Annotated in this window: 24 protein-coding genes and 1 pseudogene; 19 read left to right on the top strand and 6 right to left on the bottom strand. The window is 67.2% G+C overall.

All coding sequences use genetic code 11. The features are described from left to right. Positions 1 to 14: 14 nt before the first annotated feature. The gene (locus tag ACL00U_RS17200) at positions 15 to 719 is read left to right on the top strand and encodes a restriction endonuclease (RefSeq protein WP_262118660.1); all 705 of its coding nucleotides are present in this window, start codon (positions 15 to 17) and stop codon (positions 717 to 719) included. Between the two features lie 16 nt (positions 720 to 735). Here ACL00U_RS17200 and ACL00U_RS17195 read toward each other — a convergent pair whose 3' ends face one another. Further along, a complete protein-coding gene (locus ACL00U_RS17195; RefSeq protein ID WP_259581542.1) occupies positions 736 to 879 on the bottom strand; it encodes a hypothetical protein in 144 nt (47 codons plus the stop codon). 352 nt (positions 880 to 1,231) lie between these two features. On the opposite strand from ACL00U_RS17195, the gene ACL00U_RS17190 reads away from it, so the two are divergent. The 4 genes and pseudogenes from ACL00U_RS17190 (at position 1,232) to ACL00U_RS17175 (ending at position 4,621) form a co-directional block, all read left to right on the top strand. Then, positions 1,232 to 1,981 carry a YfbU family protein gene (locus ACL00U_RS17190; protein WP_259581539.1) on the top strand — a complete coding sequence of 250 codons (750 nt, stop codon included), beginning with the start codon at positions 1,232 to 1,234 and terminating at the stop codon, positions 1,979 to 1,981. Positions 1,982 to 3,141: 1,160 nt separating this feature from the next. Continuing rightward, positions 3,142 to 3,435, top strand: a pseudogene (locus ACL00U_RS17185) (recombinase family protein); the annotation flags it as partial. Then, positions 3,421 to 3,639 carry a helix-turn-helix domain-containing protein gene (locus ACL00U_RS17180; RefSeq protein WP_371830581.1) on the top strand — a complete coding sequence of 73 codons (219 nt, stop codon included), beginning with the start codon at positions 3,421 to 3,423 and terminating at the stop codon, positions 3,637 to 3,639. The pseudogene ACL00U_RS17185 and the gene ACL00U_RS17180, both read left to right, overlap by 15 nt. A 64-nt stretch (positions 3,640 to 3,703) precedes the next feature. Further along, entirely contained in the window at positions 3,704 to 4,621 is a 918-nt protein-coding gene (locus tag ACL00U_RS17175) for a hypothetical protein (RefSeq protein ID WP_259581538.1), read from the top strand. A gap of 176 nt (positions 4,622 to 4,797) precedes the next feature. Here ACL00U_RS17175 and ACL00U_RS17170 read toward each other — a convergent pair whose 3' ends face one another. Beyond that, entirely contained in the window at positions 4,798 to 5,100 is a 303-nt protein-coding gene (locus ACL00U_RS17170; protein ID WP_259581536.1) for a hypothetical protein, read from the bottom strand. Beyond that, the gene (locus tag ACL00U_RS17165) at positions 5,100 to 5,741 is read right to left on the bottom strand and encodes an AAA family ATPase (RefSeq protein WP_259581533.1); all 642 of its coding nucleotides are present in this window, start codon (positions 5,739 to 5,741) and stop codon (positions 5,100 to 5,102) included. Before ACL00U_RS17165 ends, ACL00U_RS17170 begins: the two co-directional genes overlap by 1 nt. Before the next feature lie 294 nt (positions 5,742 to 6,035). Here ACL00U_RS17165 and ACL00U_RS17160 point away from each other — a divergent pair, with 294 nt between their 5' ends. Continuing rightward, positions 6,036 to 6,842 (top strand): hypothetical protein, encoded by an 807-nt coding sequence (locus tag ACL00U_RS17160; RefSeq protein WP_259581531.1) that lies wholly within the window; start codon positions 6,036 to 6,038, stop codon positions 6,840 to 6,842. A gap of 42 nt (positions 6,843 to 6,884) precedes the next feature. On the opposite strand, the gene ACL00U_RS17155 is transcribed toward ACL00U_RS17160, so the two are convergent. The 3 genes from ACL00U_RS17155 to ACL00U_RS17145 all read right to left on the bottom strand — a co-directional run bounded on the left by ACL00U_RS17155 (position 6,885) and on the right by ACL00U_RS17145 (position 10,432). Continuing rightward, complete coding sequence (locus ACL00U_RS17155; protein ID WP_259581528.1) at positions 6,885 to 8,705, bottom strand: hypothetical protein; 1,821 nt, start codon at positions 8,703 to 8,705, stop codon at positions 6,885 to 6,887. 279 nt (positions 8,706 to 8,984) lie between these two features. After that, the gene (locus ACL00U_RS17150; protein WP_214585452.1) at positions 8,985 to 9,227 is read right to left on the bottom strand and encodes a hypothetical protein; all 243 of its coding nucleotides are present in this window, start codon (positions 9,225 to 9,227) and stop codon (positions 8,985 to 8,987) included. Between the two features lie 62 nt (positions 9,228 to 9,289). Then, positions 9,290 to 10,432 (bottom strand): geranylgeranyl reductase family protein, encoded by a 1,143-nt coding sequence (locus ACL00U_RS17145; protein WP_214585450.1) that lies wholly within the window; start codon positions 10,430 to 10,432, stop codon positions 9,290 to 9,292. A gap of 88 nt (positions 10,433 to 10,520) precedes the next feature. Between ACL00U_RS17145 and ACL00U_RS17140 the strand changes: the two genes are divergently transcribed. The 13 genes from ACL00U_RS17140 (at position 10,521) to ACL00U_RS17080 (ending at position 21,499) form a co-directional block, all read left to right on the top strand. After that, a complete protein-coding gene (locus ACL00U_RS17140) occupies positions 10,521 to 11,021 on the top strand; it encodes a hypothetical protein (RefSeq protein WP_214585448.1) in 501 nt (166 codons plus the stop codon). A gap of 23 nt (positions 11,022 to 11,044) precedes the next feature. Then, positions 11,045 to 12,097, top strand: coding sequence for a hypothetical protein (locus ACL00U_RS17135; RefSeq protein ID WP_214585446.1), 1,053 nt, complete (start codon positions 11,045 to 11,047; stop codon positions 12,095 to 12,097). Beyond that, on the top strand, positions 12,094 to 12,540 hold the full coding sequence (locus tag ACL00U_RS17130; protein ID WP_214585444.1) for a hypothetical protein: 447 nt from the start codon (positions 12,094 to 12,096) through the stop codon (positions 12,538 to 12,540). Before ACL00U_RS17135 ends, ACL00U_RS17130 begins: the two co-directional genes overlap by 4 nt. A gap of 261 nt (positions 12,541 to 12,801) precedes the next feature. After that, on the top strand, positions 12,802 to 13,476 hold the full coding sequence (locus tag ACL00U_RS17125; protein WP_214585442.1) for a hypothetical protein: 675 nt from the start codon (positions 12,802 to 12,804) through the stop codon (positions 13,474 to 13,476). Beyond that, positions 13,473 to 13,826, top strand: coding sequence for a hypothetical protein (locus ACL00U_RS17120; protein ID WP_259581521.1), 354 nt, complete (start codon positions 13,473 to 13,475; stop codon positions 13,824 to 13,826). Before ACL00U_RS17125 ends, ACL00U_RS17120 begins: the two co-directional genes overlap by 4 nt. A gap of 25 nt (positions 13,827 to 13,851) precedes the next feature. Then, positions 13,852 to 14,628, top strand: a complete 777-nt coding sequence (locus tag ACL00U_RS17115; protein ID WP_214585438.1) for a hypothetical protein — start codon at positions 13,852 to 13,854, stop codon at positions 14,626 to 14,628. Continuing rightward, complete coding sequence (locus ACL00U_RS17110) at positions 14,607 to 15,965, top strand: hypothetical protein (protein ID WP_262127312.1); 1,359 nt, start codon at positions 14,607 to 14,609, stop codon at positions 15,963 to 15,965. The genes ACL00U_RS17115 and ACL00U_RS17110 overlap by 22 nt, the downstream gene beginning before the upstream one ends. Further along, complete coding sequence (locus tag ACL00U_RS17105; protein ID WP_214585434.1) at positions 15,958 to 17,484, top strand: SCO6880 family protein; 1,527 nt, start codon at positions 15,958 to 15,960, stop codon at positions 17,482 to 17,484. Before ACL00U_RS17110 ends, ACL00U_RS17105 begins: the two co-directional genes overlap by 8 nt. A gap of 14 nt (positions 17,485 to 17,498) precedes the next feature. Then, positions 17,499 to 17,810, top strand: coding sequence for a hypothetical protein (locus ACL00U_RS17100; RefSeq protein ID WP_214585432.1), 312 nt, complete (start codon positions 17,499 to 17,501; stop codon positions 17,808 to 17,810). Continuing rightward, positions 17,810 to 19,327 (top strand): ATP-binding protein, encoded by a 1,518-nt coding sequence (locus tag ACL00U_RS17095; protein ID WP_214585431.1) that lies wholly within the window; start codon positions 17,810 to 17,812, stop codon positions 19,325 to 19,327. The genes ACL00U_RS17100 and ACL00U_RS17095 overlap by 1 nt, the downstream gene beginning before the upstream one ends. Before the next feature lie 45 nt (positions 19,328 to 19,372). Then, entirely contained in the window at positions 19,373 to 20,722 is a 1,350-nt protein-coding gene (locus ACL00U_RS17090) for a MinD/ParA family ATP-binding protein (protein ID WP_323848188.1), read from the top strand. Between the two features lie 130 nt (positions 20,723 to 20,852). Then, on the top strand, positions 20,853 to 21,038 hold the full coding sequence (locus tag ACL00U_RS17085; protein WP_412874081.1) for a hypothetical protein: 186 nt from the start codon (positions 20,853 to 20,855) through the stop codon (positions 21,036 to 21,038). Then, the gene (locus ACL00U_RS17080; protein ID WP_214585427.1) at positions 21,035 to 21,499 is read left to right on the top strand and encodes a hypothetical protein; all 465 of its coding nucleotides are present in this window, start codon (positions 21,035 to 21,037) and stop codon (positions 21,497 to 21,499) included. The genes ACL00U_RS17085 and ACL00U_RS17080 overlap by 4 nt, the downstream gene beginning before the upstream one ends. The last annotated feature ends 3 nt before the right edge of the window (positions 21,500 to 21,502 follow it).

Raw genomic sequence — 21,502 nt, 5'->3', positions numbered from 1 at the left:
TCTTCACCTGGCAGATGGCGGAGGAGCTCGCTGCCGGCCATATGCGGGCGATGGGATTTACCGACGCTCGACGAACGACTGCCGGAGCAGACGGCGGAATCGACATCATCATCGCGACAGACGCGGTCGCGCAGGTGAAGCACCTGGCGGTGCCGGTCGGGTCGCCGGACGTACAGCGTCTTCGGGGTGCGGCGCACGGGATCGGGCATGCGGTGTTCTACGCCAGCGGCGGCTACAGCGCGCAGGCGGTGGCGGCTGCGGACCGGTCCGGCGTTGCACTGTTCACGTTCGCTACTACCGGCGAGGCAAACGGCGCCAACGCGCATGCCGAGCGGCTCGAGCACGGGGCCGATCCCGAGAGGGCACGTGCGCTAATGGAAGCCGGGGAGGTGGCAATGCAAGAGGCCAAAGCCGCGCTCGATGGAGCGAACACGTTGGCGAACTCGGTCGGGAACCAGTTACGTGAGGCTGCAACACCCGCCGATCTGGTGATCCGGTGGCTGACCGAGTTCGTCGCCCGCTCCCGTCGGCTGCTCGACGTGTTCACACGCGAGACCACGCAGTGGGCGACTGCGATCGAACGCGACGAGACGCTCGCTGACTTCGCCACGTTCGCGGAGGCAATGCAGCTACTGCGGGAGTCGGCGGAGCGGAACCTGGAGGTGGGACGGGCTGACCTCAAACGGGCGCGCCGCGGGGCCGGCACCGTTGAGCACTGACTGGCACGAGTACGCGCTATGGGCGTTGTGGCGTGAAGAGGTCGGAGATGCCGGCGACGACGCATCCGAGGTGCGCGCGTTGTCCGTCTTGCTCGAAGAAGTCCGGTGTGCCGATCGGGACAGGCCGGTCGCAGACGATGCAGTGGTCGAGGTTCGCCATGCGTTCAGCGTGACCGGCGGCGGGCTCCCGGCGCCAGCCCTCGTCAGGGTGACGGGCCGGCGTCGTCTACCCTGCGGGAGCCGGGCAGGACTGGGCACCCGGCAAGTAGCGCTCGATTGCCTAGCGGCCAAACGTTCTGCTCACGACTGGACGATTTCAGAGTCCAACTCGCGTCCGGGTGGTCGCGCCGCGCCTCGGTGCCGATGCGGCGGCGGAGCGTCGATCGCTGACGTGCCCGCTCACCGACTGCGAACCACCACGTTCCCCGACGCTCGCCACGACCTAGCCCAAGACTGGTCGTGCTACAGTAATACAGATACGTCATCCTGGCGTACGCAAATACGGAGGGGTCATGCCCACAACAACAGTCCGTTTGGATGACGAGACTAGGGACGCTCTGCAGCGTCAAGCCGACGAGGCAGGAGTCACTGTTAGCGACTTCATCCGCGCCCTCATCCGTGAAGCTGTCATGGACCTCGGGAATCGAGTGACCCGGGATGGCTACACGCCTGAGACGCTGTCGCCGAAGGATCGGCACATCTTGTCCCTCCTGCACCGCATCCTCGGTCGCGTACTCCCCAAGGACACGGAGACTGACTCCGACGGCGACGAGGAGTACCAGCTCGAGCGCGCGCGGGTGCTCGAAGAGGGGTTCACGCTCGAGTACGAAACCGAGTACGCGGGAATCTCCGCCGAACTGAGCGCTCGTGATTCGCTCCGCGTCATGGACATCTTCGAACTCTTCCGGATGACCGGTGACAGCATCAAGATCCTCCGCCAGCAAGGAATCACGGTGCCGGAGGACCTCGAGGAGGACTTGTCCTTCCGGGGCTTCGACTTCAACGACCAGCTCGAAAGCAAGATGGCGGCGTACGCGAGGTTCATGATCAATGACGACCGGTGGGAGGAACAGGCCGACTTCATCAAGGGACGAACCGGCGGGAACTCTCACAAGAAGATGCTGGACACCTACATGAGGATGCTGAGCGAGTACCGCCGCGTGCGCTCCCGTCGACGCCCGACCTTCGGACGCGACTACCCCCTCACCCTCGAAGAACTCGAGGCGATCGCCGCGGAGCGGGTGCACCCCGACAACCGCTGAGAGGTTGGGACAGCACTGTCCTCAAGCCCCCGGACATCGTCAAGGAAGGGGGCGATGAGCGGGCCCGGCATCCCGTCAAGGGCGGCGTCGATGTCATTGATCGTCAGTCACGCGTGCCGGGGCAGGCACTCACCGGATGGCACCGGGTAGGCCCGGAAGTCGACCTTCTCCTGCTCGCCACGGGCGAACGCGTCCAGGCACCCGCCGATTCAGCGCGATGCCGTCGAGCTGACGAACTGCGCCCTGATCCAACGTGCTCACCCGCACGTACCCGACCCACTGACCCGACACGTCGCCTCCGACCCCTACTTGTCTAGTTGAAGTCCAAGGCCCTCCCCAGGAAGTGTCAGAAAATTCGAGATCGGGCCGCGGTCAGACACCCCTTGACGTCATGTCTGACGTCCAGTTGGGGTGTACCCCAATTGGGCGTCTAGGACTGGACGAACCTCTCCCGCATGCGTCAGCCCCGCCCGGTATGAGGGCAGCTTCTACAACGGCCGACGACGACGTGTCGCCTGCGCAGTGGCGTTCCGAGGCTGATCGCGAAGCGCAATTGAGCCTGCACCCCACAGCACGACACCACCGCCTACGACCGAGATTCCGATGAACAGGCCTCGCGCAGCATCATGCTTGGGCTCATCCCTCGTCGGGCACTCGCGATGAGATCGCTGCTCTCCGAGGTGTTGGACGTTCACGCACGGAAGCTGTACCGATTCGGTGTGGTTGTGGGCGGCGTTCGCTCCGAAGATGAGGGCTACGACCCCGAAGACAACGAGAAGGACACTCGTCCTGAAGGAGGACGCTCGAATGCGTGCACTCGAGCTTTCCTGCGTCTCCCTGGTAGCGGCACGACGCAGCGCCGCACGCTGGTTGAAGATGCCCCTTAAGTTCGTGTTCACCCCTCGGTCATAGTTCGTGAGCAGCGCCTGGGCGTGGGCTTGGCTGTAACGGTCGACGCCGTATCGCTTCCGACCTTCAACCGATGCGAACGCCTGCTTGAACTGCTCAAACTCCGCGTCCTCCACTACTTCAGCCTAGGCCTCGATCCCCGTTGCCCCGGGGCGCGGACCAAACAGATGAACCGCGGCGGATCGTGATCAGAATCGCGCGACTTAGCGTGAACGGCCACAGATCCCGGTGTCTCAACAGACGTCGACCATGGACGATCCGGCACGAACCGAGCCCGCCCCGGGCTTGAACAGGCGATCGCCGCATGCTGGGCCGGAGACACGCTCGTGGTCACCAAGCTCGACCGGCTCGCCCGCTCCGCCGTCGACGCCAGCACGATCGCGGCCGAGCTCGCAGCAAAGGACGTCCGCCTCAGCTTCAACGGATCCGTGTACGACCCTCTCGACCCGATGGGGCGCATGATCTTCGGCATGCTGTCGGTCTTCGCTGAGTTCGAAGCGAACCTGGTCAGCGCCAGAACCCGAGAGGGCATGGCCACTGCTCGAGCGAAGGGTCGACTGAGGGGTGGCAAGCCCAAGCTCTCCCCCAAGCGCGAAGCGCTCCTGGTGTCGATGCATCGGTCAGGTGACTACACGACCGGCGAGCTCGCGGAGCTGTTCGACGTCGCCCGGGCCACGGTCTACCGGGCGTTGAAGCGCGGGTCGGACGCCACCTCAGCGGACCTTGCACTCCCCCGCACTGAGCGCTGAGGGCAGCTAGTCACTGATAGCATCTGCTATCACACGGTAGCGGATGCTGTCAGAGGGGGCACCAATGGTGAGGATCGTGGGTCCGAGTGGGGACGAAGCGGAGGCCAACGAGCGCCTGAACTGGCAGATGCTGATACTGCGGTCAGTGGTCGCTCACGATGATCGGGTGAGTGTCCCCGAGATCGCCCGGCCGGGATCGGAGCTCTTGGCCGACGACGAAGCGACAGCTCCGTTTCACACGTCCCATCTGGTGCCCTATGCCCTCAACGTCTCCAGCGACGCATTGAGAACGGCGCTCGTCGTCCTGGCTGACGGCGAGGACATTCGAGTCCCCATCATCGGCCTCTACCCGCTCCTCCGAACCGTCATCGAGGGCTCCGGTCTTGCGACGTGGCTGGTTGCTCCCGACGAGCGTCTTGTGCGGGTGAAACGCACGCGTGAGGCTCGGCTCTCGGACCTTTCGCACGATGACAGGGCGGTTGTGGTCGCGTCGACGCCCGAGCTGACAGACGACGCCGCCGAGAGGTCCGCCAAGCAGAAGATGCGACGCGAGAACTCGAGGCAAGTCCGTTCCGAGAAACGTCGACTGCTCGACCATGCTGCTCGTCTCGGCGTGGAGATCGACGAACGAGGCATGCCCGGGTTTGGACCGATCATGGAAGCAATCGCGCCGGTCATCGGCATGAGCGTCGGCGAAGTCCGTGGTGCGTGGCACTTCGTGTCCGGCCTCACGCATCCGTCGCTATCACGTGCTATCAGCATGGCGAGCCTCGAGGTGAAGGACAACAACGGAGGCGGCATTCTCACCGCGACGATGTCGGCCGACCTAGCAACTGTGAGTCTCGCGCTCGACGCGGCGCTGCTGGGATTCAAGACTGCTCTCGACGTGGTCGCGGCCCGAGGCGGGCTGGCAGATCTCGCCTGGACCGGCAGCGATCTTCCCCCCGCCCCGAGGTTTCAACGGGTCTGGAACGACCGTTGAGTGGTGGTGCCCCCGGATTGGGCCAGGGGCACCGAGCCGGCGGGCACGTAGGGCGCCGACTTCCAGACACGATACCCGTGCTCCCTTCCCACATAGATAGCCCCTGCTATCAAATGATAGCAGGCGCTATTACGTGCATGTGTGAGCTAGCAGCAACTAGCAAAGGCTAGCGCGTGCTACTCCATGCCGTTCTTCTCGATGTGCTCCATGCCGATCTCCATCGCTCGCAGCATGATCGCGTGATTCGGGTACCTGGTCGCCTTGTTGTAGTCGGCGATGCGGTCTCGGAGTGCTTCGTGCCCGCGCCAGCGCACGAGGGCCGTCAACGGCGCATCGCCCGCACTCTGCGGCCGTGCCTTCACCGGGGCGGTCGCCTGGGATGTCGCGGGCGTCTCGGGAGGCAGGGCGTCGGCCGCGGCCCCGAACGCGGCGATCGCGTCGGGGTCCGCCTCGGTCTTCTTGTTCCGTGCGATAGGCATCAGCCGTACACCTCCGCCGTGAGCTCCTGAATCTCAGCCCGCGCCTGCTTCGCCTTCGATACAGGGAGCTCCATCACTCCAAGGCCAGGAGCGGCGGCGTCGCGGTAGGCCTTGCGCGAGTACAGAACGGTTTCGAGGGGCTTGACCTGGGGGTACTCCACGATGAACTCGGAGACGTCTTCTGTTTCCGTCTCGTTATGATTGGTGGGTGCCTGGCTCAGCAGGCTACGGACCTCCAGGTCCGGGTTGAAGTCGCGGGCCGTCGAGATCACCTCGTCGAACTCCTCGAGCGTCTCGACGTCGAACTGACTGGCGCGGAGGACGACGATCATGAGATCCGCGGCGGTCATCGCTGTTCGCATCTCCTGGTTGTCATCGCCGGCGACGTCAACGATCACGTGGTCGTAGAGCTTGTCGAGATCACGCAGGGCGGCGTGCACGTTGCCGCGCTTCTCGACGAGCGTCATCGCGGGTTCAACGCCGGCGTCCACTCGACGTGCGTGCCACTTGGCCAGCGATCGCTGCTTGTCGGCGTCGACGAGGATCACGCTCTTGCCCTGATGGGCGAGCGCCGCCCCGATGTTGGTGGCGACCGTGCTCTTGCCCGGGCCTCCCTTGGTTCCTCCTACGAGGGTGATCATCGCAACCCCTTTCGTGTGCCGTTGCTATCACGCACTATCAGTCGCTAGCCCAATCCAGCAGGCAATAGTGCCTGTTAGCAGGCTAGCACATGCAAGCAGGTGATATCACTAGCAGCTGCTATTAGTTGCTAGCAGATGCTATGCAGCCGAATCGAGGTCCCGAAGCTGCTGCACGGGTCCGGGTCCGGGCCCGAAGAGTGACATGGCCTCTGAGGCTCTTCCCGGTGCCGGTACGGGGACCTGTGGGCTCGCGGGGGAGAGGCCAGCGTCGGTGGGGTCGTGGAGGATTTGCTCATGGATCCAGCTGAGGTTCGGGAACGGCAGGAGCGAGCGCTGATCGCGTTCGTGCTGCGCGCGCGACGCGTGCGGGCGCATTCGCTCGCTGAGGATCTCGACGCGCTGGCGAAGCTGCAGAACCCGAGCTTCACGGTGACGGTCAACGCCGAGACGCGAGAGACGACAGTGCGGTCGGAGTATCCGCCGGAAGAGCAGGTCGAGAGTGCGGCTGCACGGATCCGGCCGTTGTTGCTCAACGAGGAAGATGCGCACTGCATCAAGACGATGAACGCGCTGCTGTACTTCGCTCGCGAGACCGGCGCCGACGCCGACGCGATCGCGGCGCTGAAGAAGCTGCGCGAGGACTGGAAGGTCGTCGCGTCGCAGAAGGTCAGCCGCTCAGCGTACGAGGTGCGGGTGAAGCAAGGGGAGGCGCCGGAGGAAGCGCTGGCGGACCACGAGCTTGCATATGCGTGGATCTACGGCGACGTTGTGCACGCCGACACCGACAAGCGTCAAGGTGCGCACTCGTTTGGTGTCGAGGAACGCTTCCATGCCGCTGTTCCGCTCGTGGCGCGCGTCATGGTGTTGACGATCCGGACACTGAACACGCTCGAATGGCTGCACGGCAGACGGATCTTGCCGTTCTTGCATGACGCCTTCGCGGAGGACGTCGTGGTCACCCGTCGGGTCGTCGTTCGCGAGGGCCCGGTGTTCGTCGCCCCCTTCGTGGACGGAGCGCTTCCGGTGCTGCCGGCACTGGGCGCAGAGGCTGGCAGCGGTTGGGTTGAGTTCGCGGACGAATTCCTCCCGGACCAGCAGTAGTGCGCCGATAGCGCAGTCGTCCGCGGATCTTGTCGGGCTGGCCTAAGCGGCAGATCGGCCGTTGGCGAGTGGGCTGACGCGTGGAAGACGTCCGGTGGCGCTGATGAGCTGGCGGGCAGCACGGAAGTCGGCGCGGCCGTCGGTGGTGCGCGGGTGTTTGCCGTGTCGGTTGGTGCCGTCGTCGTAGAGCGTGATGGCGTCGGGGGAGGGGCGTCGGCCCGGGCGTTGACGGCCGGGGGAGGCCATCCAGGCGAGTTCGCCTTGCCACCAAGCCCAGGCCTCACGCTCGACGGCGTAGCGGTGTTGTCGCGCATGGAGAGTGCCGGCGGCGCCAATGCGCTGCGCGACGCGGTCTCGTTCGCCGAGCGGCGCAGCGGTCCAACCGTTGTGCGTCCAGCGGGTCAGACCGTGGCGGTGGAGCGTCCGCAGCGTCCGTGTGTCGTCGAGCGTGGGGGAGGTCAGGATCCGCGCATAGACGTTCCCAGTGTGTAGGCCCAGCCCGGTGCCCGCGGTGAAAGTGTCGTGGGTGCGTGTCTGCTGTCGGTCGGTGAGCTCGGACAGAAGGTGGGTGCGGTGGGCGGCCCCGGCCCCTCCGGGGCGCGGGTCCGCTTGTGACCGACCCCGGTCGGTATCCCTGTGGAGAGCGTTCTGTGGGTCGATCGTCCAGTGCGCAGCTCGGGTGCCTTCGTGGGCGGCGGTGTTGGCGATCCACCCGTCCGCAGCGAGGCGGAGGAGCGCCGTACGCGCGGTCTCACGCCCGATGCCACACAGAAGGGCCAGTCGGCGGATGTCGGCCTCCACGGAGACGCTGACGGCTTGCAGGGCAAGGAGGCTGAGCGCGTCGAGGACCCGTCGGTCCGCAGGGCCGCCTCCGGAGCTCCAGCGTCCGGGAGAGGCCTCGGCGCGCTGTTGCAGGGAGTCGACGAGGTCCGCGATCGCGCCGGCTCGGCCATCGAAGGTCGGATCATCGCCGGCGCCGCGAGGGTTCGCTGCGACGTAGCGGACGGCCTTGTCCCACTGACGAGCGAGGACCCGGAGAGGGGACTGCTCGCCGGTGGTCGGCCGCGGAGCGCGGCGGCTGCCGGCACGAACGGTGCGGACGTGCTCGAGGCCGGGCTCGTCGCGGCGTGCCAGGACGTCCGCGTACCGCCACCGTGCGGCTGCAGCGCCGACGAGGACCCGCCACAGGGAGGCGGACGCGTCGCCGGCGGCCGCGTCGTCCTGCAGCGCGGCCGCGCTGCGTGCTGCGAGCGGCCGTCGTGTGCCGGGCAGGTAGAGGCGCCCGTGGTGGTCCAGCGGCAGAGGGCGTCCAGCGTCGAGTGCGGCGTCGGGCGCGGTGGCCGCCGCGAGCTCGCCGGCGGCGATCGCGAGGGCACGCACCTGGTGCGCCCGGGCGCTTGGCGTCGTGAGCGCGGCGAGCGTGCCCATGATCGGGGTGGAGCGCCCTCCATCGCGGTGCGGGCTCAGCGGTGGGCGGAGGCAACCAGTTGCAGGGTTCGACAGGGGAGCCTTGTCGAGGCTCTTGCAGACCCGCGCGAGGTCGCGGGCGATCGTAGCGACGGTGTCAGCGCTGACACCGTCGATGAGGGCGACCCAGATGTGGCGGCCGCCGGAGGGGCCGGACTGGCAGACCAGGTGTGGCATGCCGGCGTCGTCGAGGAGCCGGCGGATGGTGTCGGTGTCGGTTTTGACGACCTTGAGTCCGACGTGTTTGGTGTCGAGGTCGAAGCCGAGGTAGCGGTAGCGGTGCTCGTCGTCGGCGAGGTTCATCGCCCACGGCCGCGCCGGGACGTCGCTGGTGACGGCGGCCCCACGGCCGGCGTAGGAGTTCACGACGGCGCCGTACGCGTCGACAGCAGCCACGCGCACACGGCGCCGAGGAGACAGGACGCGCGTGAGCGCCCAGGCGGACGAAGTGTCCGCTGCGGACACGCGGGCAGGTGAGTATGTACCGGGCGCAGCAACGTGCGTTACGATGGCGACACCTCCTCCTCTCGGGGTGGTGGTACGACGAAGGCTCCCGGGTAACCGGGCTTCTTCTCTCGGAACTCACAACCTGACCCGTTTGGCGACTAGACAGGCAGTGAGATACATGACTTGGGGCTTGGCCCCGGACCCCCGCCTCGGCGGGGGTTCTGTCGTTTAAGCGGCTGGGTGGGCGGCCTCCAGAGATTGGTCGAAGACCGGCAGCGCGCCGAACTCGGCCTCGTACTGAGCACGAAGCCGCTCCAGGTAGAGGGACACGCTGAGGTTGCCGGAGGCGCGGGCAGCGTCCGTGAACGCCTTCCCGGTGTCCGGATGCAACCGGATATCGGGCCGTGCGGGTTCGACGCCGCGCGGGAGACGGTTCCGCTTCACACCTGCGTTAGATCCGGGCATGGTCACGAGTCTGGTGTTAACACCGTGGTTACCCCGGGAAGCTGCTTCGGCGTGTCCGATCGTGGCACTCACTGGAACCACCCGGCGACGATTTGCACCCAACGGTGCCGGAACGCGCGAGTCAGAGTCGTCTCGCCGCGGCAGAACCGCACGAAGTAGTTCCGTCCGATGGGGGTCTTGGAGATCAGGAAGTGGAAGCCGCCCGGGAACCGGGTGAACATGCGCAGCAGCTTCTCGCCGGCGTTGATCTCGGGCACGAGCTCCGCGTGTACCTGCGCCTCGTAGCGGTCGAGGGCAGCAGCGTCACCGCCGGCGAACGCGGCCGCGGCGATACCTGCCCATTCACCGGAGCGGAGGGCGAAGGAGATCCCTTCACGTGTCCACGGCTCAAGGAGCCCCGCCGTCTCGCCGGCGAGCACGACGGTGCCGCGGCGCAGCGGGGAGTTATGGGCGCGCCACTGAGTGAGGTGTCCGCTGCTGCGGTCCTGGTCAGTGGGATGCAGGTCGAGTCGTTTGATCCAGTCGTTCAAGTAGCCCCGCGTCTGGTCCCCGTAGCCCTTTCGCTCGATGACGCCAACGGTGAGGGTCTTCTCCTTGGGGAACACCCACGCGTACGTGCCTGGGCGAGGGCCCCAGTCCAGCAGGACGCCGGTCGCGGCGTCCTCTGGTCGGCGGGGGACTTCGACCTCGAGGCCGAGGTCGGTCCGCTCGATGACAACACCGACATGCCGGCCGACGCGTCCGCCGGAGCCATCGGCGCCGATGACGACGCGTGCAAACAGTTCGTCGCCATCTGAGAGAGCGAGACGGGTTTGCCCGTCCTCGTCCGTGAGGGATCGGACGTTGGCGCCGTCGCGGAAATCGGCGCCGGCTTCCTTAGCCGCGTCGACGTTGGCCTGGTCGAATCGTTCCCGGTCGACCATCGCAACGAAGGGTGCCTGGGTGCGAACGCGGGTCACGCGACCCATGCGATGCGAGAAACCCACCTCGGGGACGTCCGCCTCGATCGTTGCGAGAGCATGGTCGTTCATCCGGTGCCGCGACTGACCAATGATGCCGCCACCGCACGTCTTGTACCGGGGGAACGTAGCCTTGTCGAGCAGCAGCACGCGGGCGCCGCCGAGAGCGGCGTAGCGTGCTGCCGTGGCCCCTGCAGGGCCGGCACCCACGACTACGACGTCCCACACCTGATTGGCGTCTGTGTCCTGCATGAGGCCAGAGCCTACCCGGGATCAGACGGGCTACGCTGGATGCGTAGCACTTCGGGAACCATCGGCGAGTCGGAAGGGGAGTCCCAACATGGCGGGAAGAGTCGATCAAGCCGCACTCAAGCTGCTCGATGACCGCGGGATCCCGGAATCGCTCTCGATGATGGATCTGCAGCGTCGTCTGCAGGACATCACTGGACGCGACCTCGAGTATTACGTGGCCTCGAACCTCGAAGGCAAAGAAATCCACGGGGTCTGGGGATCTGACCTTGAGCAGAACGTCGACATGGTCTACTGCCCGCCCGGCAATCCCACCGTGCAGTACTTCATCATCCAGCACGAGCACGGCCACATGATCGCCTCGCCGAATGGCGCCGGGAAGAACATCGGCGCCAACCCAGAGATCGTTGAGCTCCTTGGAACAGCCATCCCGCTCGGCCGACGTCTCGACTTCACGTTCCAGCACAGCGACTTCTCCGCAGAGGAGGAGCGCCTAGCGGAGATGGTTGGCGCCGAACTCGCGGTGCGTGTCCTGCGCTACGAGAAGGGCCGCGGGAAGGACTTCCAGTTCGGGCGGGTGTTCGAGCGATGACAGGTGGGCCCAGTTGGATCACCGTGACGGGCATCGCCACGGTGATATCAGTGTGGATCGCCGCTGCAGCGATGCTGTTCCCGAACGTCCGGGGCAAGAACTCGATGCTGCCAACCGGTGTCGTGTTCTGGGCCATCGGATGCAGTCTGCAAGCGCCGTGGCTCTACGTTGTCGTGGACAGGTTCCTCGGCGGGGAGAACCTGACGAACCTGCTGTATCGGTCCGCCGTGATCGTGGCCCTCGGCTGCCTCGAGGTGATGGTGATCCGGGCGATGAGCGGCAGCCGGATCCGCCTGGTCGAAGCTGGTGTGTGGGCCGTGACCTTCGTCATGATCGCCACGCAGTCCGCGCTGTTCATGGCAGCCGACTGGTCCGTGTCTGACCCGTACCTCGGCAGGTACACCGGGGAACCCCTGCGCGAACTCTTCGCCGCAATCCTGCCGATCTGTGTCGGCCTGTTCGGCATCCAGGTCCTCCGCGTCGCCTTCAAGGGGCTACCCGGCTACGGCGAGTGGACCACCCGTTGGGGTGTGAGCCTCATTGGCGTCGCCGCCGTGGTCGACCTGCTGTGGGTGAGCGAGAGCCTCGTCATCGGTGTGGTGCGCGCCACCGTGGCCCCGCACGCGCTCATGACGGGCAACGTTGAGCCGTTGTGGGAAATCGCGGTCGTGTCCATGTGTGTGGTGACGGCCGTTGGTGTCGTCGTGGCAGCCGCTCATCCAGTCCTCGTCCCCGCATGGCGACGGGTCCTGCTCATCGTGTCAATCCCAGTCAGCGACCGCGCCATGCTCACAAACCCCGAGTACAGCGTTCACACACGATCCGAACGCCACCAGGCCGCATTCAGGAGTCGCGGAGAGGTCGCGGAGCTGGCACTCTGGCAACGCTGGGCAGAGCTGGAGGACAACATCCGATTGCGGCAGTTCCAGCCACGCTGGTACGAGCGGCAGTTGATCCACCTGATGATGGGTGCCACAAGCGCGAGCTTCGCCGGCAGCATCGTTCCGCAACTACTCCTCCCGAATCCCGACACCGAACACAGACCAGGCCCGACCCGAATCGAGTCCACAGCATGAGTTACGACAAGCTCACCGACGAGCAGAAGGAGCAGCGGGCCGCCCTAGCCCGCAAGCTCGACCTGCTCTGCCGCACGATCATGGCGCCCGACGGTGCACCCGTCACGTACACGAAGATCCGCGACTACCTCGCGGACCGCTACATCAAGCTCAGCCGCTCCCGGTGGGAGTACATGCGCGCCGGGAACAAGTACCTCGTCGACGACAAGCTGCTCTTGTCCGCGATCGCGCAGTACTTCGAGGTCGACCCCGCCTACCTCATCGGGCCAGACAGCCAGTTGACGGAAACCATCGACGCCGCCCTCCGGTTCACACTTGCGGAGCGAACGAGCCCTGTGCAGCTGCACGCCGCCCGCACACTGGGCCAGGACGTGTCGACCGAGCACCTCAACCGGCTGACTGCACTCCTCGAGGAGATCGAAGCGGCACGTAAGCAGCCGTAGCCTCACTACGCATAATGCGTAGCAAAACACATACTGACTAGCGCAACGCATAGCGCGTAGTGCTACGCTGCCTTCAACGATGGTTTCTACCCCCGTTGGAGGCACACGATGGCGACTCCCGCCGCTGCAAGCTCGGACTGGTCCGATCCTTCGCTGACCTCCGGTGATGACAGCGTCCGCACATGCCCACAGTGCGGGGGCACGAAGCTCGGAACTCGGTACTGCACCGAGTGCGCCGCGGAGCTCGTCCCACCGGTCGCCGTGACGCACGCGTTCGGGCCGATGTGGGCAGTTAACGGCCACGTGCTCACCGTCGCAGCGGGGGAGGACGTGCGGCGACGCGTGCTCGACGCTGTCGCTCAGATGGTCGACGCAACCGCTCCCGTGCGCGTCGTCGTGACGGACGGGCAGCTGGTGACCAAGGTGGTCCTTCGACTCGACGGCAGCTCTGTCGCGCAGGGCGACGACGCAGCCACATGGGCAGGCCCCGGCAGGGTCGACCTGCCACCGGCGGTCGCCGCTCGGCGGACGTCGATCGTAGGCGTGCACCCCACCGCTGGCGCGACGACGTGGGCACAACTGCTCGCCCTTCCCGAGGCGGAGCTCGCGGACGAGCTCGCCGGCCCGGTCGTCCTGGTGTGCCGGTCGACACCCGCTGGTATCAACGCGACCAAGGCCGCGATCCACTCGCTTGGCACGGCCGCGGTCGACGCGGTCCTCGTCGTCGCTGATGCACCCGGCAAGCCGGTCCCGGCCGCGGCGCGCGAGCAGCGCGTGCTCGCCGGCGCTGTACCGGTCGTGCCGGTGCCGTGGCTTCCACGCCTCCGGGCGGTGGCAGAAATCTCCCCTGCGTTGGCCGGGCAGCTCGCCCGTCCCGTGCAACGGGTCACCAAGGCGCTCCTGGGGGCGCAGTCAAACAAGGAGAAGGCCGAATGATCAGCAACGCCATCTACGCCGTCGTCGCGAAGTCACCGCGTGCGTTCGACGCCACCAACCGCGCCGGCATGGTCGTCGCACAGGCGTACTGCCTGCCCGGGAAGGCGCAGGACGCCCTCGACACCGCCACTCTCTGGACCCGCATCGTCGCGATCTCGCTCGGCGTCATCGCGCTGATCATCCTCGGGATCGGCATGTTCTTCTCCGGTCGCCGCCACGATGGTGGCGAGACCTTGAAGGGTCTCGGCTGGTGGATCGGCGGCGCAGCCCTGATCGGTGCGGCCGTCGGGGTGGTGTCGATCTTCCTCGGGTCCGTGTCGGCGAACTGCAAGCAGATCCCCGGCGCCTAACCGACACCAACCCCGGGAGGCCGTCATGGCACCACGCAACCGCAACACCAACCGTCGAGGCTTCGGCACCGCACTCAAGCGCGGCTGGAACTCCAAGCCCGCAGGGATCGCCGCGATCGTGGTCCTCGTCCTGGTCATCATCGTCGTGCTGATCTCCACCCTGCTCGGCGTGTTCGCTCCGGCGAACAACGACGACCAGGGGGCCGCGAGTAAGCCGGCCCCGACCTCGAGCACGTCGGCGGCTGCGGACGGTCCGTGCAACGTGAGGGTGACCGACACGTCGTCGACGCCGAAGGTCCCGTCCGATCTCACCTGGAAGACCGGGCAAGAAGGACTGACGTGGCCGGTGTCGAAGTCGGTCGGCCCGACGAAGACCGTCGACGGGTTCGACGCGTGCTTCGCACGGTCACCGCTCGGTGCGGCACTCGCGGCAACGACTGCGATCTACGACCAGTACGGCACGCACTCCGCGGCGGAGTCGCTGGACTTCTACATCGCCGATTCCGCTGGGAAGAAGAAGAGTCTCGAGGTCGCACCGCAGCAGTCGGATCCTGAACAGATGCGCTCCTCGGGCATGAATCCGGCTGGCTTCTCCATCGACGCGTTCACGAAGGACCGGGTTGAGCTGACGCTCGTGTACTCATACCCGTCCTCGTCGACGGGCTACTACGGCATGCCGATGACGATGGTCTGGGTCGACGGCGACTGGAAGATCGCCGTCCTGGATAACGGGGCCACCTCGAATGCCGGCACAACGCCGAGCGACGGGGACTTCATCAAATGGACGGGGACGAAATCGTGAACCCAGGAGACACCGCCCTCTGCATTGCGAGCCCGGCGCTCTGCGCGGTCAAGCAAGGTGTGGGAGCCGCAGCATCGTCGGCCGCGTCGAACGGTTTCAAGCAGGCTGCGGAGACGATGTTCGCGGCGTACGACGACGTCATGAAGCAGTTCCTGACCAGCTGGGTCGGGGCGGGTTTCCAGGTCAGTCTCGACAACAAGGCCACGTCGTGGTTCCAGGACACGACGCTGCCGATCACGATCATGCTGCTCACGCTGGGCCTGATTGTCGCCGGTGCACGGGTCATGTACTCCCACCGCGGGGAACCGTTCCAGGAGGCGATGACAGCGCTCGGGAAGACCGTGGCGGTGATCACGCTGGGGACAGCTGCGATCCAGATCTTCGTCTGGGGCGGGGACGCCTACGGGCAGTGGATCTTGAAGGTCTCCGGGATCTCGGCGACGGCCGGGTACGTCGACGCGGCCTTCGCGACGACGTCGCCCGGGCTGGCGCTGATCCTTGGACTCATCGGGGTGCTCGCGGTCGGGATCCAGTGGGTGATCATGTTCGTCCGGCAGGCGCTGATGCTGCTGCTGAACGCGTTCTGGCAGGTCAGCGCCGCGTACGCGGTGCTCCGCCGCGGTGAGCAGGCTTTCGAGAAGATCACCGCCTGGATCATCGCGTTCATCATCTACAGCCCCCTTGCCGCGTCGATCTACGCATTCGCGTGGCGGTTGAAGAACGGCCAGGACGGTGCCGGCGGAGTCATCTACGGGCTCATGCTGATCGGCCTCGCGGTGATCGCGCTGCCGGCGATCATGCGGCTGCTCGTCCCAGCCTCCGGCGCGCTCGGATCCGCGATCGGCGGGGCGATGGCTCTCGGGGCCGCCGCCGCGGTGGTCCAGGCCGGCGTCGCGGTCGGTGCGGCCGTGGCGACGGGCGGTGCGTCCGCGGGTGCGTCGGGTGCTGGCGCAGCCGGCGCAGGAGCAGGTGCCGGGGGCGGCGCTGCTGGTGGTGTCGCGGGCGGCGGTGAAGTGGCCGCTTCCGGCGGCGGCGGCGCTGGCGGTGGTGACTCGAGTCCGGTCGCGGGTGGGGGCAGCAGCGATGCCGGAACCTCCGGTGATGGTGCCGGCGGGATGGTCGGCGACGGTGGCGGCGCCAGCGGGGCGGCAGCAGACAGCGGCAGCAGCGCCGCGGGTGCGAGCGGTGGCGGTTCGGATGGTGGATCGGTTGCCGGCGGATCGTCGCCGGACTCGGGGCAGTCGTCCGGGTCGACGGCTTCAATGGCGGCCGCTCAGGTCGTCGCAAGTGGCGCGGGCGATGCACCGTCCACGGCGGAAGGAATGATCAGTGAGTGAGACAGCGGGCAAGGAACGCATCCGGTTCGGGAACTGGTTGCCGTCCACGAAGGGCACCCTCGGCGGGCTGACGTTCCTCGGCTGGGCGATGCTGCTCGGCGGTGTGATGGTCGGTGTCGTCTGCGTCAGCGTCGGCTGGTGGGCCGGAGCAATCCTCGCCCCGCTCGCGGGCATCGCTGCGAACGCCGTGTTCATCGTCCGGTGGGGCGACCCGAACTCGGGCCGCACCCTCGCGGCGAAGCTGTGGGACGGGCATGTGAGCGCCAAGCGGAGCCGCGCCGGCACGAACACGTACGAGACGGGCCTGTTCACGACGCTGCCCGCCGAGTCGATGACGGCGCTGCCAGGGATGCTCGCCGATCTCGAGGAGATCACCGGCACCGACGGCGAGGGGGAGGAGTACGTGCTCCTGCACCACCGGAAGAGCTCCCGGAAGCCGCTGCTGTCCGCGACGTTCTCCTGCCACCCCGATGGCACCGCGCTGCTGCCGCAGGACAGCATCGATTCGCAGGTGTCCTCGTTCGGCGGGTGGATCGCGTCCCTGTCACTGGACACCGCCATCGAGGGCGCCGTGATCGTGGTCGACTCCGCGCAGGAATCCATCGAACCGCTCGTGCAGAAGATCGACAACGAAGTCTCCCCAAACGCCCCCGCAGCAGCACAGCGCCAGCTTCGCGAGGGCGCCCGGGCACTGTCGGGCACGTACGCGGACGTCGAGGTCTTCGCCTCTGTGGTGTGGAACGTGAACAAGATCGCCGACGACGTCGAGGAAGCAGCAGCCGATATCGCCGCGAAGCTGCCCTACCACCGAGACGGGCTCGCCGAAGCCGGCGCCGGCTCCCCGGTCGTGGCCACCAGCAGCGAGCTGGCCCGCGCAGTGCGGGTCGCGTACCGGCCGGAGCGGGCCCGGGAGTACGGCTCCGACGAGCTCGCCGGGAACCCGTTCCACATGCGGGTCACCCAGGCCGGGCCGGACGCGTTCGACGACAGTGCCCGGCGGATCTGCTACCACGACGGGGTCGCATCGATCACGGCCATGATGGTCGCCCCGCCGCAGGCGCTGATCACCGAAGACCTCATGAACCGGTTGTTCCAGCCGAACGGGAAGTTCCTCCGCAAGCGCGCCGCCGTGTTCTACGGCCCGGTGGATCCCGGGAAGGCATTCAAGCTCGCGAAGAAGATGCGCGGCAACGCCAAGCGCAACAGCAGCGGCATCCGCGGAGAAGACAACGAGATCGAGAAGCGCCGGGAACAGCTGGCGCAGAAGACCGAGGTCGACCTGATGACCGGGGCGGCGATGACAGCGTTCGCAATCGAGGTCACCGTCACCTTCGACCCCACCAAGCGCGGCACGAACAACGCCATCGGGGAGCTGAAGCAGATCTTCAACGGCACGAACATCTCGTACCGGTTCATCGAGACCGACACCTCCGCCGCGTTCCACTCCACCCTCCCCCTCGGCGTCCTGCCGTGGGAGTACGCCACCGCCATGCAGACCGTCACCGACCGGACCGAATGATGCAGGAGCACACCGTGAACGGCACCCCAACCCCAGCCGACGAGCTCCGCGACCTGGCCGCTGGACCGGCGATCACCCCGAAGGTGGTCTACGGCACCATCGGTCACTCAACGGCGCGCACGATCCCCATGCCGGTCCAGGGGCACGCGTTGGTAGACGCCCTCGGTGGTGTGATCCTCCCGATCAGCCCATCCACGATGGAGCGGGTGAATCTGCTCGACCCGGTCGAGCTGTTCGGCACCCCGCCCGCAGGCGTCAGCCCCAACCACTTCATCTTCGGCGCTCCTGGCGCCGGGCACATGACGCCCTCGAAGGAGACCCGCTGATGGCTCGGGCATCGACGAAGACGCAGACGCTGACCCCGTCGGGGTTCTTCGGGCCCCGTGGTGGCGGGTGGGAGCAGATCCCGCAACCACCGCGATGGTTCGCAACGAGCGTGCAGGTGTGCGGGATCTACCCGTTCGGTGCCGGCACCGGCCGGCCGATCAACGGGTCCCCGCTCGGCCGCGACATGAACACCCACTCCGCGGTGTGCACCGACCACGATGCCCTCTACCGGGCGAACGTGATCTCCTCCCCGTCCGCGTTCATGTTCGGGCTCAACGGGCTCGGGAAGTCCTCCACCGCGCAGACGCTCCTTGGCGGGCAGGTCGGCCGCGGCCTCACCCCGGCAGTGTTCGACCCGATCAAGGGTGAGCACGTGCCGTGGATCGAGGAGCTCGGCGGGACCGTGTTCTCCATCGGCCCGCGTGCCCGCCACCAGCTGAACGTGCTGTCGCCTGGCCCGCTCGGCTACGCCGCCCGCCGGATCGGCGGCAAGGTCGGTGAAGAGCTGCTGATCCTGGCGCGGGCGAAGTCGATCGACCTGGTGAAGCTGGTCGTGAAGATCAGCCGCGGCACCTCGGAACCGGTCAAGGACTACGAGGAAACCGCGATCGAAGCGATCGTCGACACCATCCTCGAGCACACCGGACCGAACGAGGTCGCCGTGACCTCGGACCTGGTGCGAGCGTTCGACAGCCCGTCACAGCTGATGCTGCAGCGCACCGGCACCGCCACCGCTGCGGAGTTCCACACCGAGTACAAGCGGCTCGGGCAGACGCTGCGATCGCTGATGACCGGCGACATGGGGCAGATGCTCTCCGGCAACAACTCGGTCGAGTTCGTTCCCGGCAATCCCGGTGGGTTCTGCTTCGACACGTCCTCGATCGGCCGGAAGAACACCAAGCTGCTCTCCGCCGCGATGCTGTCGACCTGGTCGCTGGGCATGGACGCGATCGACGCGCACTGGGAGCTCGCCGAACACGAGAAGCGCAAGCAGCAGGAAGCCGCCGACGAGGGTCAGCAGTACGCGCCGGCGATCACCTGGGGCGGCTACACGACCCTGATGGACGAGTTCTGGTACCCGATCCGTGCCTGCGAGGGCATGGTCGACCTCGTCGACGGCCTCTCCCGCACGAACCGGTCCGTCGGGACCGCGGAGTTGAAGATCACGCACTCGCCGAAGGACCTGCTGTCGCTGCCGAACGCGGACGACCGGGAGAAGGCCAAGGGCTTCATCGAACGCTCCGGCCTGCTGCTGCTGATGGGTCTCAGCCGCGACGACCTGCTCGAGCTGAGCAAGGTGCGCCCGTTGACGCCGAAGGAGATCAACATGGTCGCCTCGTTCTCCCAATCCAAGGACTGGATCGGATCCCGCCGGCAGAAGGGCGCCAAGGGTGCCCCTCCCGGCGCCGGGAAGGTGCTGCTGAAGATCAGCGAGCGCGTCGGGATCCCCGTCAAGATGCTCCGCACCGCCACCCAGATGGCCGTCCACGACACCGACGCACGCCTCCGCGACTGACACCCCCCGTACGTATCCGCTCGAGCAGACAAGGACGAACCGCTCATGCCGAACAGCACCGTGCACGTCGACTACAGCCTCATCGCCGACGAGGGCACCCTCACCATCGGTGACGTCGCCTTCACCGGCGACACCGCCTACCCCGACGCGATGGACTGGCTCCGCGACGTCGCCACGCAGCTCGGCAACGCCGTCGTGGTCCGCAGCCACGACCGGGCCACTGGGCAGGACACCCTGTTCAGCATCGACGGCCACGGCGCGATCGCCCCCGTCACCGGCACCGTCGACGGCGGCCACGACGTCCCGGCAGCACCGCAGGCGCAGGCGCCGGCTCCTGCGGCAGTGTCGACGTCGCCGTGGCTCGACGCGGCCGCCGCGAACCGCGGGCAGGAAACGGCCGCAGCTCCGGCCGACGTCCCCGTGTCACCGCCGAACGCCGCGACGGTGGATGAGGCCCCCGCTACGCGGCGGGAGGCGCGGCAGTCGTTCCTCACGCAGGAGACCGTGGAAGAGCCCGCCACGACCGGGTTCCGCGGGTTCCTCACCGGCCTCGGGCTCCGCATGGCACCCTCGGAGGCGGAACGACGACACCGGGAGCAGGTGCACCTGGTCAGCCAGCACCACGTCGGCCCCCGCACGATCATGGTCGCCAACGGCAAGGGCGGCGCCGGGAAGACCCTCGCCACGGTGTGCCTGTCGACCGTCCTGACTCGGCACTCCGGCGCGGCAACCGTGGCGTGGGACAACAACCAGACCCGTGGCACGCTCGGGTGGTCGACGGAGGCCGCTCGTCACGACGCGTCCGTGCTGGACCTGCTGCCGGAGATCGACCGGCTGTTGGGCACCGAGGCTCGGTCCGCGGACATGGCCGAGTACGTGCACCACCAGACCCGTGACCGGTACGACGTGTTGAAGTCCAAGCCCGACATCCTCGCGGCCGAGCAGCGGTTCGGCGCCGAGACCGTCGACCGGGTGCACAAGGTGCTGACGAAGTTCTACCGCCTGGTGCTCATCGACTCCGGCAACGACGAGACCGACCCGATGTGGCTCGCGGGCCTGGACCGCACGGACCAGCTGGTCGTCCCGACCACCACCGACGACAAGTGGTGCGAGTCCGCAGCGCTCCTGCTCGAGCAGCTCGTCAACGCCGGCGGACGCTACCGCGAGCTCGCGGAGAACGCCGTCGTGATCGTCGGGGTGGAGACCAGCGATGTGAAGCCCGAGAAGGTGACCGAGCAGGTGCGCCGCTTCAAGGACGCCGGTCTGGGCCGCGACGTCCTGACGATCCCGTACGACGCGGGGCTGAAGGCGCGGATCATCAACTTCGACGCCCTGCAGGAGTCCACCAAGCTTGCGTGGCTCGCCGCCGGCGCCGCCGTCGCGAAGGGGCTCTGACACCCATGTGCCTCCGTGATCGGCGCCGGGTACCCGGTGGATGCACCGCACAGTGGGGGCAGCCCGCCAGCGGGCGGTGGGCGGATCGCGCACTGCTGCTTTCGCGCGTCGTGGTTCTCCCGATCGTGGTGTGGCTGGTGGTGGCGCCGTGATGCTGAAGATCTCGCGGGAGCGGGGCCTTGTGCACGACTGGCTCTGGGACACCCAGATGCGCCAGCTCTCGCGGGGGCTCGTCGGCCTGCTCATCGTGGGATGGACCGCGATCGCCGTCGGTGCCGTCCTGCTCGCAGTCCAGCTCGTCGGGGGTGCAGCATGACGCGGAAGCGTCTCTTGATCGCGTTCGCCGCCATCGCCGTGCTCGCGGTCGCCGCGGCGGTGGTCGTGATCGCTGCCCGCCTGCCCCACCGTGGGAGCGAAGTAGCCGCGACGTCGACGCCGATTCCAACGCGCTCGGCCGCGCCCTCGAGCGAGGAGGTGGCGCACACGGTCGCGGACCGGTTCTGCCAGCCCACCGAGACGAAGAACGCGTGGCAGCGCTCCCTCACCCCATACCTGACGCCGGAAGCGTGGCAGCTGTACTCCGCCGTGCGGCCAGGCAACGTGCCCTGCGCCGGCATCCACGACGACCGGACCCCGGTCGGCGACCAGCAGACGTCGACGGATCAGGCGTTCCAGTTCACCGCGTCGACGGGCGGCCCGATCACGGTGACCCTGCACCGCGACACCAAGGCCGATCCGTGGCTGGCGTCCTACATCAACGCCGGCGGGCAGGAGTAGGTC

The organism is Curtobacterium poinsettiae, assembly GCF_047226435.1.
GTDB lineage: Bacteria > Actinomycetota > Actinomycetes > Actinomycetales > Microbacteriaceae > Curtobacterium > Curtobacterium poinsettiae.
This window is presented reverse-complemented; position numbering and strand designations above follow the sequence as displayed.